Origin of the sequence: Pectobacterium fontis, assembly GCF_000803215.1 — a bacterium.
Classification (GTDB): Bacteria; Pseudomonadota; Gammaproteobacteria; order Enterobacterales; family Enterobacteriaceae; genus Pectobacterium; species Pectobacterium fontis.
On record NZ_JSXC01000012.1, the window covers coordinates 48,798 to 62,140 of the forward strand.

A 13,343-nucleotide genomic window follows, 5' to 3' on the forward strand; every position below is an offset into this window, starting at 1 on the left:
CGTTAACGGGATCATGATGAATAACAAACAACAGTATTTGGATATCGCCGAAGGAAAGGGTGAGAAAGTGCCTTCAACGATGGTGGCCTTTTCCTCAAGAGAAATGAGCTACCCGCTGTTGGAAAGCCTGTTAGAGGCGCAGTCATTTTTTAGCGAGGGTGAAGTCAGCTATACCGAGCAAGGCGGGTTCTTTTATACCTGCCGTCATCACGATCGCGAATTGACGTTTTATCTTGAGGTGTCGGATCGCGATCCCGAGAATCAAATCACCCCGATGCATTCAACCGATCCCATTTCCCCTGAACTGCTGGCGCAGGCGAATGCGGCAACGCAGGAGGTGATGGTCGAGTGTATTTTTGGGGACAATCCGTTGGAAGATTACGTTCACCAGTTGCGCGTATTACGCGCTGTGGTGCCGGATTTTCTTTTGGGCATCGATATTTCCGCCGCGGGCAACGTATTTACTCGCGAATGGCTGAATTTTCAGTTGGAAGATGATGTTCTGCCGGAAATTGAAGCGCTGTATACCATTCATGCTGTGTACGACACCGAAAACGATCCACCAACGACATTCTGGTTTCACACGCATGGTCTGGCGCGCTGCGGCCTGACGGAAGCGGAATTGGTTATTCCCGAGACGCTGAATTCGTATTATGGCATCCCGGATCTATTCAGAAGCTTTGTTAACAATGCGATTCAGAATCAGCAAATTACCTTTAATGAGCCGATTCTGTGCGGGCAAACGGACAGCGGCTATGAGTATCTGGTGGCGCTGCCGTATGAAGAAGGATTGCGCCATGTGAACCAATCCACGCCGATTGACCAACTGCGGCCTCTGGAAGACATGCGTTACGATTTGGAAGGAACGCCGGAAAGCGTATTTCTGGGCGATCGCGCCGATCGTGATGAGGTGCATCAGGGGCCGTCCTGTATGCTGTTCCGTACCAACGAAGAAAACCCGGTACTGCAAACGTTTTTTAAAGGGTTTGATGAGCAGAACGCCATCATGTTCTGGCGCACCAATGCGGAAACGGCAGAGATGTCGCGTAAAGCGCAGCTACGCTGGCACTATTTCGTCAACATGTTTAAAAACTACTCGATGAGTGACGAACCGGCTAAGCCAGGCTTTTTAGCCAGGCTTCTCAAAAAAGCCCCTAAGCCTGTCGAAAGCGAATGGCGCTTTATGGTGAAGTGCGGTATTCCTCATGGCGAAGACGGAGAAGAGCGCGAACACATGTGGTTTGTGCCGGAAAAAATCCGCGATAGTGTCCTCACGGGAACCCTAATCAATCACCCTTTCTATGTTGAGGAAATGCAGGAAGGTGGCGTATATTCCATTGATATTTCAAGAGTAACCGACTGGGCGATTTATTATCAGGGTGACAGCTATAAACCGGATACGATTTACAAATTGCTGAGTCATAGCCAGACTCACTAAGCCTCGTTTTTCACCAGCCAGGGCGCATGTTCTGGCTGGTTGTCCCTGAATTCTCCCGCTTCTCGCGCATTGTCATAAAACTGTCATATTACGTACATTTTACTGTCACCGAATTGTCCTATTTTTCCTCCTGCAAACTACACTCTGATTTGACAACTCTGATTGATAACGGCTCTACGTCGACACGTCGAGTATCCCACAGGAGGGATTATGAAACTGATGCGTACCACTCTGGCCAGTGTTGTTGTGGCAACCTTTTCTCTGACTGCATTTTCTGCTGTTGCCGCCGCCAACCTCACTGGTGCCGGTGCGACATTCCCTGCGCCTGTTTATGCTAAATGGGCTGACTCCTATCAAAAAGAAACCGGTCATAAAGTTAACTATCAAGGCATCGGTTCTTCTGGCGGTGTGAAACAGATTATCGCGAAAACGGTAGACTTCGGTGCTTCTGATGCCCCGTTGGCTGACGACAAATTAGCACAGGATGGGTTATTCCAGTTTCCCACCGTTATCGGTGGCGTGGTGTTGGCAGTCAACGTTCCTGGTATCAAATCAGGTGAATTGACGCTGGATGGTAAAACGCTGGGTGATATTTACCTGGGCAACATCAAAAAATGGAACGACCCGGCAATTACCAAGCTGAACCCGAATGCCAAACTGCCAGATCAGGATATTGCCGTGGTGCGTCGTGCTGACGGTTCTGGTACGTCTTTCGTCTTCACCAGCTATTTGGCAAAAGTGAACCCGGAGTGGAAAGAGAAGATTGGTGCCGGTTCTACCGTGAACTGGCCGATCGGTCTGGGCGGTAAAGGTAACGATGGCATCGCGGCATTCGTACAGCGTCTGCCAGGTTCTATCGGTTACGTAGAATATGCGTATGCCAAACAGAACAATTTGGCATATACCAAGCTGATTTCAGCCGATGGCAAGGCGGTTAGCCCGACTGGCGCGAGTTTCAGTAACGCGGCTAAAGAGATCGACTGGAGCAAATCTTTTGCTCAGGATCTGACCAACCAGAAAGGCGCGGATGCGTGGCCGATCACCTCAACGACCTTCATTCTGGTTCATACCAAGCAGGATAAACCCGAGCAAGGCGCTGAAGTGCTGAAGTTCTTTGACTGGGCGTTCAATAAAGGCGGTGCGCAAGCCGAGGCGCTGGATTACGCCACGCTGCCAAAAGAAGTGGTTGAACAAATCCGTGCGGCTTGGAAAACGCAGGTCAAAGACAGCAGCGGTAAAGCGCTGTACTAAACCCGTGCGTGAATTCTGGAAATACGTAGTGGAATAACACGTCGTATCGGGGCAGAGAGGTGATAGCAACTTCTCTGCCTTTACTATGTAGTTAAAACGAAAAGAGAGACGTATGGCGGAGTACAAGCCAACTATCAAAGCCCCTGGGAAGTATGGCGATATCCTTTTCAGCACGCTGGTAAAACTGGCGGCGCTGGTCACGCTACTGCTGTTGGGAGGCATCATTGTTTCCCTGATTGTGGCGTCCTGGCCCAGTATCGAAAAGTTCGGTTTTGCCTTCCTGTGGACGAAAGAGTGGGATGCGCCCGCAGAACAGTTTGGGGCGCTGGTGCCGATTTACGGCACGATTGTGACCTCACTGATTGCACTGATTATTGCCATCCCGATTAGTTTCGGGATTGCGTTATTTCTGACCGAACTGGCACCCGCCTGGCTGAAACGCCCGCTCGGCGTGGCGATTGAACTGCTGGCGGCGATCCCCAGTATTGTTTACGGCATGTGGGGGCTATTCATTTTTGCTCCGCTGTTTGCTGAATACTTCCAACAGCCTGTGGGCAATGTTCTGTCCGGTATTCCGATTGTTGGCGCGCTGTTCTCCGGCCCGGCGTTTGGCATCGGCATTCTGGCGGCGGGTGTCATTCTGGCCATCATGATTATCCCGTACATTGCGGCGGTGATGCGCGATGTGTTTGAACAAACGCCGGTGATGATGAAAGAGTCGGCCTACGGCATCGGCTGTACGACGTGGGAAGTGATTTGGCGCATCGTACTGCCTTACACCAAAAACGGCGTGATCGGCGGGGTGATGCTGGGATTGGGGCGTGCCTTGGGGGAAACCATGGCGGTCACCTTTATCATCGGTAACACCTACCAGCTCGACAGCGCATCGCTGTATATGCCGGGCAACAGTATTACCTCTGCACTGGCAAACGAATTCGCCGAAGCCGAATCCGGCCTGCACACCGCGGCGCTGATGGAGCTGGGACTGATTCTATTTGTGATTACCTTTATTGTTCTGGCGTGTTCAAAGCTGATGGTGATGCGTCTGGCGAAAAATGAGGGGGCGCGCTAATGGCAACATTAGGCATTGAACAAGAAGCCGAACTGGCACGTACGCGACGTAAAATGCAGGCCTGGCGTCGCCAGAAGAACCGTATTGCGCTGTTTTTATCCATGTCCACCATGGCATTCGGCTTGTTCTGGCTGGTTTGGATCCTGTTCTCTACCGTGACCCGCGGCGTGGATGGCATGTCGCTGGCACTGTTTACCGAGATGACGCCGCCGCCGAATACGGAAGGTGGCGGGTTGGCGAATGCCATCGTCGGGAGCGGTTTGCTGATCCTGTGGGCAACGCTGCTGGGGACGCCGCTGGGCATTATGGCGGGTATCTATCTGGCGGAATACGGTCGGAAATCCTGGATCGCTGAAGTGATTCGCTTCATCAACGACATTTTGCTGTCTGCGCCTTCCATCGTCGTGGGCTTGTTTGTCTACACGCTGGTGGTCACGAAGATGCAGCACTTCTCCGGTTGGGCGGGGGTGATTGCGCTGGCGTTGTTACAGGTGCCGATTGTGATTCGAACCACCGAGAACATGCTCAAACTGGTGCCGGATAGCCTGCGTGAAGCCGCTTACGCGTTGGGTACACCGAAATGGAAAATGATTTCTGCGATTACGCTGAAGGCCTCGGTATCGGGCATCATCACCGGAGTGTTGCTGGCGATTGCGCGTATTGCCGGGGAAACGGCACCGCTGCTGTTTACGTCGCTGTCGAATCAGTTCTGGAGCACGGATATGATGCATCCGATTGCTAACCTGCCGGTCACCATATTCAAGTTTGCCATGAGTCCGTTTATCGAGTGGCAACAGTTGGCCTGGGCTGGGGTTCTGCTGATTACGCTGTGCGTTCTGCTGCTGAATATTCTGGCGCGTGTTATTTTTTCCGCTAAAAAACAATGAGTTGCTAAAAACAGTTGATTTGCTAAAAACCGTCATTAGCGTAAAAACACTAAATAAATTCAAGGCGTTGCCAGTCATCGCCAGGTAAAAGAGAGAAGTCTTGATGAGTATGGCTACTGAGACATCGACCAGCAAAATCCAGGTACGCGATCTGAATTTCTATTATGGAAAATTCCATGCGTTGAAAAACATCACGCTGGATATTGCCGCGAATCAGGTGACAGCGTTTATCGGCCCGTCCGGCTGTGGGAAATCCACGCTGCTGCGTACGCTGAACAAAATGTATCAGCTCTACCCTGAGCAACGCGCTGAAGGCGATATCCTGTTGGATGGCAATAACATCCTGACGGATAAACAAGATATCGCGTTGCTGCGCGCCAAGGTTGGCATGGTATTCCAGAAGCCGACGCCGTTCCCGATGTCCATTTACGATAACATCGCGTTTGGGGTTCGCCTGTTTGAAAAGCTGTCTCGCGCCGATATGGATGAGCGTGTGCAGTGGGCGTTAACCAAAGCGGCGCTGTGGCAAGAGACGAAAGATAAACTGCACCAGAGCGGCTATAGCTTGTCTGGTGGTCAGCAGCAGCGTTTATGTATTGCGCGCGGTATTGCGATCCGCCCGGATGTTCTGCTGCTGGATGAACCCTGTTCGGCTCTCGACCCGATTTCTACCGGTCGCATTGAAGAGCTGATCTCCGAGCTGAAAAAAGACTATACCGTGGTTATCGTGACGCACAACATGCAGCAGGCGGCACGTTGCTCAGATCATACGGCGTTCATGTATTTGGGTGAACTGATTGAATTCAGCGATACTGATACCCTGTTTACTGCTCCACGGCAGAAACAGACTGAAGATTACATCACCGGCCGTTACGGTTGATTAGGAAAGCATCATGGATAATCTGAATCTGAACAAACACATTTCCGGTCAGTTTAACGCCGAACTGGAACATATCCGTACGCAGGTCCTGACCATGGGCGGGCTGGTAGAGCAGCAACTGAGTGACGCGATTACCGCCATGCATAATCAGGATGCGGAACTGGCGCAGCGGGTTATTGAAGGTGACGCCAAGGTTAACATGATGGAAGTGGCGATTGATGAAGCCTGCGTGCGCATTATTGCGAAACGTCAGCCGACTGCCAGCGATCTCCGTCTGGTGATGGCGATCATCAAAACCATTTCTGAACTGGAGCGTATCGGCGACGTGGCGGATAAAATCTGTCGCACTGCGCTGGAGAAATTCTCCCATCAGCATCAGCCGCTGCTGGTGAGTCTGGAATCATTAGGTCGCCACACCGTACAGATGCTGCATGACGTGCTGGATGCCTTTGCCCGCATGGATCTGGAAGAAGCGATCCGTATTTATCGTGAAGATAAAAAAGTCGATAAAGAGTATGAAGGGATCGTGCGTCAGTTGATGACGCATATGATGGAAGATACGCGCACTATCCCCAGCGTGCTGACTGCACTGTTCTGCGCCCGTTCTATCGAGCGCATCGGCGACCGTTGCCAGAACATCTGCGAATTTATCTTCTATTTTGTTAAAGGTCAGGACTTCCGTCACCTCGGTGGCGATGCGCTGGAAAAGCTGCTGGCGCAGAAAGATAAAGCGCAAGAGTAAGCTCGTTTTCTTGTATTTAGGGGAAACACGGTGATGAGGTTCCCGCAGGGATGCCTCACACCGTGGTAGCCCCGGTATCTCGATCCGTAAACGGTCTACATTTCTGCTTGCAGGGCGTTATTTTTGTCAGGGTAGTGAATCAGATCGTGGAAGCGCGCTGTGGTCGCGGCAGGGTTGTGGTAGCGGTGCTCTCTGTCAGCGGCAAAGCGCAGGGCGTCACCGACGGACAACCTGTGCGTCTGCCCATCAACGGTAATGTCCAGTTGTCCCTCCAGCACAATAATATGCTCGATCACCCCGTTCTCATGCGCTGATGAGGCACTGCTGGCTCCCGCCGCCAGCTCAATAACCAACATATCGAAACGCAGTTTTTCGTCAAAGGGGAAAAGTGGCACAACGTGCATTCCCGCCTTGTTTTCCCTGAATGCTACCCCCGCGCCTGAGCGATACGTCACGTTTTCCTGCGCGAGCGTCGGCTCAATGAAGGTGGAAAACGCCACATTCATACCGGTCGCAATTTTCCACAGCGTGGCGACCGTCGGACTGGATTCTCCGCGCTCGATCTGACCCAGCATCGCTTTACTCACGCGCGTTTCTTCAGACGCGCGCGTGAGGCTCCAGCCTTTCTCGTGTCTCAGCGTTTTCAAGGTATTGCCAATACGGCTGGTAAGTTCATCGGACATCAATGCTGACTCCTGCTTGTGCGTTATAGCAGCACAATGCTAGGTTAATGTTTTCTGTGCGTTATAACGCACGATAAAGGTAGGATACTAAACCATGTCAGCGTCATTTGCGCGAAAAGATGTCACCTTTTCGACTATCATCGCCGGTTTTGTTGCGGTGCTGGTGGGCTACACCAGTTCGGCCGCCATCATTTTTCAGGCGGCGGCGGCGGCGGGTGCCAGTGCAGAACAGATCGGTGGCTGGCTAAGTATGCTGGGGATCGCCCAGGGACTGGCCTCCATTAGCCTGTCATTGTATTACCGTGCGCCGGTACTGGCGGCGTGGTCAACGCCGGGGGCAGCACTGTTAGTCACCAGCTTACCGGGTACTTCGATCAATGAGGCGATTGGCGTGTTCCTGTTTGCCTCCGCGCTTATCTTTATTTGTGGCGTCACCGGTTTGTTTGCCCGTCTGATGAATGTGATCCCACAGGCCATTTCTGCTGCGATGCTGGCGGGGATTTTGCTGCGCTTCGGTGCGGATGCCTTTCTTTCCCTGCAACAAGATTTCTGGCTGGCTTTCACAATGTGCGTGGCCTATTTGCTCAGCCGTCGGCTACTACCTCGTTTTGCCATCGTTCTGACGCTACTTGCTGGCTTGCTGCTGGCGTTATGTCGTGGACAAATTGCGCTCTCTGATTCACCGCTGGTGTTCGCCGTACCGGCGTTTATTACGCCACATTTCTCGTGGGCGTCTCTGCTGGGCGTTGGGATCCCCTTTTTCATTGTCACTATGGCGTCGCAGAACGCGCCGGGCGTTGCCACGCTGAAAGCCGCTGGCTATCAGGTTCCCGTTTCACCGCTGATTGCCGTTACCGCCTTAATCGCGATGATATTGACGCCGTTCGGTGGCTTTTCCGTGTGTATCGCCGCGATTACCGCGGCAATCTGTATGGGGCCAGATGTACATCCCGATCCGAAGAAACGCTACCTTGCCGCTGTCGCTGCTGGTGGATTTTATCTGCTGGCGGGGGTTTTCGGTGGATCGATTGGACAGCTTTTCTCGGCATTACCGCAGCCATTGATTCATGCTATCGCAGGTCTGGCACTGCTGAGCACCATTTCAGGCAGCTTGTATCGCGCGTTACTGGATGAAGCACAGCGCGATGCGGCGGTGGTTACATTCTTGATTACCGCCTCAGGGTTAACGCTATGGGGGATCGGGGCGGCATTTTGGGGACTGATTGGTGGGATGATGACCTGGTTTATTCTTTCAGCTTACGCTAACAAGGCTCATTGAGTCAGGATAATCTGCCAGAATAGCAAAGTAACATCAGGTTATATTATAGCTGTTTATGTTATTTCCCGCGTTTTCATCCTGCTGATAGCCTGCGGTTAATAAAGGCATAATTAAGGGGCAGGGAATGAAAAAGCAGATTTTGACAGTGACGTTATTGGCTGGTTTGGCATCTGTTTCCGGTGCTGCACAGGCCGACAAACTGGATGATATTCAGAAGGCGGGTGTGGTGAAAATTGCTGTTTTCGACAGTAATCCGCCGTTTGGCTATGTCGATCCACAGAGTAAAAAGCTGGTGGGTTATGACGTCGATATCGCCGAGGCAATCGGCAAGGCGCTGGGCGTGAAGGTTGAGCTGCGTGCGACCAACCCGGCTAACCGTATTCCGTTGTTAAGTTCGCAGAAAGTTGACCTGATCGCTGCGAACTTCACCATCACCGATGAGCGTGCCAAGCAGGTTAACTTCAGTATTCCTTATTTCGCTACCGGACAAAAATTCATCGCCCGTAAAGGCGTGCTGAAAACGCCGGAAGACATTAAAACGCTGCGCATCGGTGCGGATAAAGGCACCGTACAGGAAATTACCCTGCGTGAGCATTATCCAACCGCCAAAGTGATTTCCTACGACGATACGCCGCTGGCCTTCGCCGCGTTGCGTAACGGCAACGTGCAGGCCATCACGCAGGATGACGCCAAGCTGGTCGGCCTGTTGGCTAACGTACCTGATGCCCAGAAGGCGGAGTTTGAAATTTCTCCGTTCAGCATCACCAAAGAGTATCAGGGGATCGGGATTCCGAAGGGTGAAGAGCGCCTGACGGCAAAAATTAACGAGACGCTGATTAATCTGGAAAAACAGGGCGAAGCGAAGACCTTCTATGACCGCTGGTTTGGGCCAAACACGAAATCGGCTCAACCGCGTGGCGACTTCACCTTTGCCCCGTTGGATCAGCAACCGAAATCCTGATCGCTGATACCTTCAGTGCGACGATCCCCGCCCTCTGCCTCGCAGAGGGCATTTCTATTTATGTCTCAGAATAATGACAAAGAGAGAGAAAACGTATGGATACGGTGCTGCACTCGCTTGAGTCGTGGCTGTTGGCGCCTCAGTATCTCATCTGGCTATGGCACGGCTTTCTGATCACACTGGGGATTTCCCTTAGTGCTATCGTCCTGTCTACGCTGTTGGGTTTTTTGCTGGCGGCAGCCAGAGACAGCCAGATTCGGGTGCTGAGCGGCGTCGTGGTCGCTTACAGCTCGCTATTTCGTAATACGCCGCTGTTGGTGCAGCTATTTTTCTGGTATTTCGGTGCTGGACAACTGTTTCCTTCAGCGATGATGCAGTGGCTGAACACTCCCCATGCTATTTCTCTATTGGGCATGACATTCGCGTGGCCCTCTTTTGAATTTCTGGCGGGGTTGGCTGGGCTGACGCTCTATTCCTGCGCGTTTATTGCCGAAGAGATTCGCTCTGGTATTCGCGGTGTGGCGCGCGGGCAGAAGTACGCGGCGCATGCTCTGGGGTTAACCGGCTGGCAATCCATGCGCTATGTGGTGCTGCCGCAGGCATTAAAAATCGCCCTGCCGCCGCTGCTGGGGCAATACATGAATATCATTAAGAACTCGTCGCTGACGATGGCGATTGGTGTCGCTGAATTGTCTTACGCCTCGCGTCAGGTGGAAACGGAAACCTTACGCACGTTTCAGGCGTTTGGCGTAGCGACGGTGTTGTACATCGTGATTATTGCCGTGATGGAAGGCTGGGGCATGTGGCGTCAGCAGCGCCGTCTGGCGGAGAAACATTGAGATGGATTTTACCGTTATCACCGATAATCTCGGCTATTTGATGTGGGGCACGTTCCCGGATGGCCCGCTGGGTGGCGCGGCGCTGACGCTGGTGATGAGCCTGCTGGCGGGTATCGCTTCTGCCGTTCTGGGGACAATTTTGGGCGTGGCGCTGGCGATGTCTCGGGGCGTTTGGAGTGCGCTGTTGGCGATGCTGCTGGGATTCTTCCGTGCGATCCCTGTCATCATGCTGATTTTTTGGACGTATTTTCTATTGCCAATCGTTTTTGGTGTCGATATCCCTGAAATCACCACCGTGGTATGCGCGCTGGCGCTGATCGCCTCGGCCTATCTGGCACACGCGGTGAAGGCGGGCATTGTCGCCATCGGGCGCGGTCAGTGGCAGGCTGGACTCTCGCTGGGGCTAAGCCGCTGGCAGGTGTTGTGGCAGATAGTCCTGCCGCAGGCATTGCGGATGATGGTGCCTTCCTTCATTAACCAGTGGATTTCCCTGATTAAAGACACTTCGCTGGCCTACATTGTTGGCGTTGGCGAACTGACGTTTCTCGCCACGCAGGTCAATAACCGCAGCATGGTCTACCCGATGGAGGTTTTCCTGTTTGTCGCGCTGGTCTACTTTGTGTTTTGCCTGTCGCTGGAACTGCTGGCTAACGGGATTAACGCCCGTTTTAACCCGCAGGAAAAGCAGCCGAAGCGCCGTTTGCTGTGGTGGCGGAATAAGCCAGCCTGAGAATGCAGATTGCCGACAAACCTATTTGCAGAACGAAAACGGGATTAACGGAATAGAAGAGTAAAGCGTTTGCGCCATGGATGGCGCAAGCCGAGCTTACATGGATGTACTTGCAGCGTCTTTACGATCTATCCGTTACTCCCGCTCGGCAACCTTAAACCAGCCTTTTTGTGGTTTATTCCTGTGCAGTGATATTCCAGCCTTTTTCACGCCAGATCTGCGGCAGTTCGCGTATATCATCGAACATCGTGACCAGCGGGTGATGGATGGGCTGGTTGTGAGGATCGGCACAGTAATAGAACACCGGGATACCCGCCGCGATGCCAGCCTGCACGCCCGCCGCGGAATCTTCCACCAGAATGCAGTGCTCAATGGGGATCTGTAACTGCTCGGCCGCGTGATACAGCACAGCCGGATCGGGCTTCCATTTTTTCAGATCGTAGCCGCTATAGAGATGGTCGCCAAACAGATCGAGCATCTGTGTCAGGCCGAGCGAGTGCTGCATCTTACTGACCGGGCCGTTGGACACCACGGCCATCGGGACGGTGATAGACTGCACTAGCTTACGCGCGCCCTCGATAGGTTGCAGAGACTCATCGAACAGACGCTTCACTTCTTGGCGGAAATGACGCTCCGCGTCTTCTACCGATACGGTTAAACCATGCTGCTGGCTGATACGAGCAATAATTTCGTACAGCTTCACGCCCTTGTAGGTTTTTATCACCTCCTCCAGCGATAAATTCAGCCCATAGGGGATGAAGATATTCACATAAGCCTGACAACACAGCACTTCGCTATCAACTAACGTGCCATCACAGTCGAAGAAGACGCATTCAATACGGGGCATGACCAATCCTTATCGATAAAATAAAAGCAGATACCCTAATGCTGGCTGTTTAAGAACCGAGATACACGGAACGACCACGGTGCGAGGCTTCCCTGCGGGAACCTCATCCCCGTGTTTCTCCTAATAATAGGCTTAAGTGAGCAGCATTAAGCGGATAACCCTACTTTAACCAATTGACCCGATATTGCGACCTACAAAGCTATGTTTAGCGCTATCTTGCATAAAATCAGGGGGATTTAACCGAGAGAAAACGATGACGTTAATAGGTTCTTCTTATTCGATGAAAAAAAGCGTGGAATCGACGTAAAAACGCCGTGTTTTGTTATAGGATACCCGACGACAGTTATTCCCTTCTTTGGATTGTTACGCATGAATAAATCACAACCCGGTCCTGCTACCGAGCAAGGCCTGCTGGAACGTGTGTTTAAACTTAAACAACACGGTACGACAGCACGTACGGAAACGATTGCCGGTTTCACAACGTTTTTGACGATGGTCTACATCGTATTTGTTAACCCGCAGATCCTGGGCGTGGCGGGGATGGATACCAAAGCGGTATTTGTGACCACCTGCCTGATTGCGGCGTTCGGCAGTATCTTAATGGGGCTGCTGGCTAACCTGCCTGTGGCGCTGGCTCCGGCTATGGGGCTGAATGCGTTTTTCGCGTTTGTCGTCGTCGGTGCTATGGGGCTGCCATGGCAGGTTGCGATGGGCGCTATTTTCTGGGGCGCAATCGGTTTCCTGCTGCTGACCATCTTCCAGATTCGCTATTGGATGATCGCCAATATCCCGCTTAGCCTGCGTTTAGGTATTGCCAGCGGTATCGGGCTGTTCATCGCCATGATGGGCTTAAAAAATGCGGGCATTATTGTTCCTAACCCTGAAACGCTGGTGACGATTGGTAATCTGACGTCACACAGCGTGCTGTTGGGGGCGCTGGGCTTTTTCATTATTGTGGCGCTGGCCTCACGTAATATCCACGCGGCGGTCCTGATCTCCATCGTTGTCACTACCTCCATTGGCCTGCTGCTGGGTGATGTGAAGTTTGCTGGCGTGTTCTCTATGCCGCCGAGCGTCATGTCCGTGGTGGGGCAAGTGGATCTGGCTGGGGCGCTTAATCTGGGAATGTCCGGCATCATTTTCTCCTTCATGCTGGTAAACCTGTTTGATTCGTCTGGTACGTTGATCGGCGTAACGGATAAAGCCGGGCTGGTGGATGCGCGCGGTAAGTTCCCGCGCATGAAGCAGGCGCTGTATGTTGATAGCGTTAGCTCTGTGGCGGGATCGTTTATCGGGACATCTTCCGTGACGGCGTATATTGAAAGCTCTTCTGGCGTATCAGTAGGGGGACGTACCGGTCTGACCGCCGTGGTAGTGGGGCTGCTATTCCTACTGGTGATCTTCCTGTCACCGTTGGCAGGGATGGTGCCAGCCTATGCGGCGGCTGGCGCGCTGATTTACGTGGGCGTATTGATGACGTCCAGTCTGGCGCGCGTGAAGTGGGATGACCTGACGGAAGCCGTACCGGCTTTTATCACCGCCGTGATGATGCCGTTCAGCTTCTCTATTACTGAAGGGATCGCGCTGGGCTTTATCTCTTACTGTGTGATGAAGTTGGCCACGGGACGCTGGCGTGAAATCAGCCCGTGTGTGATCGTGGTTGCATTGTTGTTCCTGCTGAAAATCGTGTTCATCGACGGGCATTAATCCGTTCGTGGCTCCGGGTTTTCCCCG

General features: G+C 52.6%; 13 protein-coding genes. 11 read left to right on the forward strand and 2 right to left on the reverse strand.

Going from position 1 to position 13,343, the window contains the following annotated elements; all coding sequences use genetic code 11:
• Positions 1 to 16: 16 nt before the first annotated feature.
• The 6 genes from OI69_RS03885 to phoU all read left to right on the forward strand — a co-directional run bounded on the left by OI69_RS03885 (position 17) and on the right by phoU (position 6,270).
• Positions 17 to 1,438, forward strand: coding sequence for a DUF4026 domain-containing protein (locus OI69_RS03885; RefSeq protein WP_039346402.1), 1,422 nt, complete (start codon positions 17 to 19; stop codon positions 1,436 to 1,438).
• A 210-nt stretch (positions 1,439 to 1,648) separates the two neighbouring features.
• Complete coding sequence (gene pstS, locus OI69_RS03890) at positions 1,649 to 2,689, forward strand: phosphate ABC transporter substrate-binding protein PstS (protein WP_039346405.1); 1,041 nt, start codon at positions 1,649 to 1,651, stop codon at positions 2,687 to 2,689.
• A 112-nt stretch (positions 2,690 to 2,801) separates the two neighbouring features.
• Entirely contained in the window at positions 2,802 to 3,761 is a 960-nt protein-coding gene (gene pstC, locus OI69_RS03895) for a phosphate ABC transporter permease PstC (RefSeq protein ID WP_010681439.1), read from the forward strand.
• Complete coding sequence (gene pstA / locus OI69_RS03900; protein WP_039346408.1) at positions 3,761 to 4,648, forward strand: phosphate ABC transporter permease PstA; 888 nt, start codon at positions 3,761 to 3,763, stop codon at positions 4,646 to 4,648. Before pstC ends, pstA begins: the two co-directional genes overlap by 1 nt.
• A gap of 103 nt (positions 4,649 to 4,751) precedes the next feature.
• On the forward strand, positions 4,752 to 5,528 hold the full coding sequence (gene pstB / locus OI69_RS03905; protein ID WP_039346412.1) for a phosphate ABC transporter ATP-binding protein PstB: 777 nt from the start codon (positions 4,752 to 4,754) through the stop codon (positions 5,526 to 5,528).
• Between the two features lie 13 nt (positions 5,529 to 5,541).
• Positions 5,542 to 6,270: a phosphate signaling complex protein PhoU gene (gene phoU, locus OI69_RS03910; RefSeq protein WP_039346415.1), complete on the forward strand. Its 729-nt coding sequence runs from the start codon at positions 5,542 to 5,544 to the stop codon at positions 6,268 to 6,270.
• Between the two features lie 95 nt (positions 6,271 to 6,365).
• Here phoU and OI69_RS03915 read toward each other — a convergent pair whose 3' ends face one another.
• Positions 6,366 to 6,953, reverse strand: coding sequence for a helix-turn-helix domain-containing protein (locus OI69_RS03915; RefSeq protein ID WP_039346418.1), 588 nt, complete (start codon positions 6,951 to 6,953; stop codon positions 6,366 to 6,368).
• Positions 6,954 to 7,047: 94 nt separating this feature from the next.
• On the opposite strand from OI69_RS03915, the gene OI69_RS03920 reads away from it, so the two are divergent.
• The 4 genes from OI69_RS03920 to OI69_RS03935 all read left to right on the forward strand — a co-directional run bounded on the left by OI69_RS03920 (position 7,048) and on the right by OI69_RS03935 (position 10,762).
• Positions 7,048 to 8,232, forward strand: coding sequence for a benzoate/H(+) symporter BenE family transporter (locus tag OI69_RS03920; protein ID WP_039346421.1), 1,185 nt, complete (start codon positions 7,048 to 7,050; stop codon positions 8,230 to 8,232).
• 124 nt (positions 8,233 to 8,356) lie between these two features.
• Entirely contained in the window at positions 8,357 to 9,193 is an 837-nt protein-coding gene (locus tag OI69_RS03925; RefSeq protein ID WP_039346424.1) for an ABC transporter substrate-binding protein, read from the forward strand.
• 95 nt (positions 9,194 to 9,288) lie between these two features.
• Complete coding sequence (locus tag OI69_RS03930) at positions 9,289 to 10,032, forward strand: amino acid ABC transporter permease (RefSeq protein WP_039346427.1); 744 nt, start codon at positions 9,289 to 9,291, stop codon at positions 10,030 to 10,032.
• Between the two features lies 1 nt (position 10,033).
• A complete protein-coding gene (locus OI69_RS03935; protein WP_039346430.1) occupies positions 10,034 to 10,762 on the forward strand; it encodes an amino acid ABC transporter permease in 729 nt (242 codons plus the stop codon).
• A 175-nt stretch (positions 10,763 to 10,937) separates the two neighbouring features.
• Here the strand turns inward: OI69_RS03935 and yieH are convergent, their stop codons facing one another.
• Positions 10,938 to 11,609, reverse strand: a complete 672-nt coding sequence (gene yieH / locus OI69_RS03940) for a 6-phosphogluconate phosphatase (protein ID WP_039346433.1) — start codon at positions 11,607 to 11,609, stop codon at positions 10,938 to 10,940.
• Between the two features lie 369 nt (positions 11,610 to 11,978).
• Between yieH and OI69_RS03945 the strand changes: the two genes are divergently transcribed.
• Positions 11,979 to 13,316 (forward strand): NCS2 family permease, encoded by a 1,338-nt coding sequence (locus OI69_RS03945; RefSeq protein WP_039346436.1) that lies wholly within the window; start codon positions 11,979 to 11,981, stop codon positions 13,314 to 13,316.
• Positions 13,317 to 13,343 lie beyond the last annotated feature (27 nt).

Excerpts from the sequence above, each read along its gene's own strand:
- OI69_RS03915 (WP_039346418.1), bottom strand. The coding sequence starts at position 6,953 with ATGTCCGATGAACTTACCAGCCGTATTGGCAATACCTTGAAAACGCTG.
- OI69_RS03885 (WP_039346402.1), top strand. The coding sequence starts at position 17 with ATGAATAACAAACAACAGTATTTGGATATCGCCGAAGGAAAGGGTGAG.
- OI69_RS03935 (WP_039346430.1), top strand. The coding sequence starts at position 10,034 with ATGGATTTTACCGTTATCACCGATAATCTCGGCTATTTGATGTGGGGC.
- OI69_RS03930 (WP_039346427.1), top strand. The coding sequence starts at position 9,289 with ATGGATACGGTGCTGCACTCGCTTGAGTCGTGGCTGTTGGCGCCTCAG.
- pstB (WP_039346412.1), top strand. The coding sequence starts at position 4,752 with ATGAGTATGGCTACTGAGACATCGACCAGCAAAATCCAGGTACGCGAT.
- phoU (WP_039346415.1), top strand. The coding sequence starts at position 5,542 with ATGGATAATCTGAATCTGAACAAACACATTTCCGGTCAGTTTAACGCC.
- OI69_RS03945 (WP_039346436.1), top strand. The coding sequence starts at position 11,979 with ATGAATAAATCACAACCCGGTCCTGCTACCGAGCAAGGCCTGCTGGAA.
- pstS (WP_039346405.1), top strand. The coding sequence starts at position 1,649 with ATGAAACTGATGCGTACCACTCTGGCCAGTGTTGTTGTGGCAACCTTT.
- pstC (WP_010681439.1), top strand. The coding sequence starts at position 2,802 with ATGGCGGAGTACAAGCCAACTATCAAAGCCCCTGGGAAGTATGGCGAT.
- OI69_RS03920 (WP_039346421.1), top strand. The coding sequence starts at position 7,048 with ATGTCAGCGTCATTTGCGCGAAAAGATGTCACCTTTTCGACTATCATC.
- OI69_RS03925 (WP_039346424.1), top strand. The coding sequence starts at position 8,357 with ATGAAAAAGCAGATTTTGACAGTGACGTTATTGGCTGGTTTGGCATCT.
- yieH (WP_039346433.1), bottom strand. The coding sequence starts at position 11,609 with ATGCCCCGTATTGAATGCGTCTTCTTCGACTGTGATGGCACGTTAGTT.
- pstA (WP_039346408.1), top strand. The coding sequence starts at position 3,761 with ATGGCAACATTAGGCATTGAACAAGAAGCCGAACTGGCACGTACGCGA.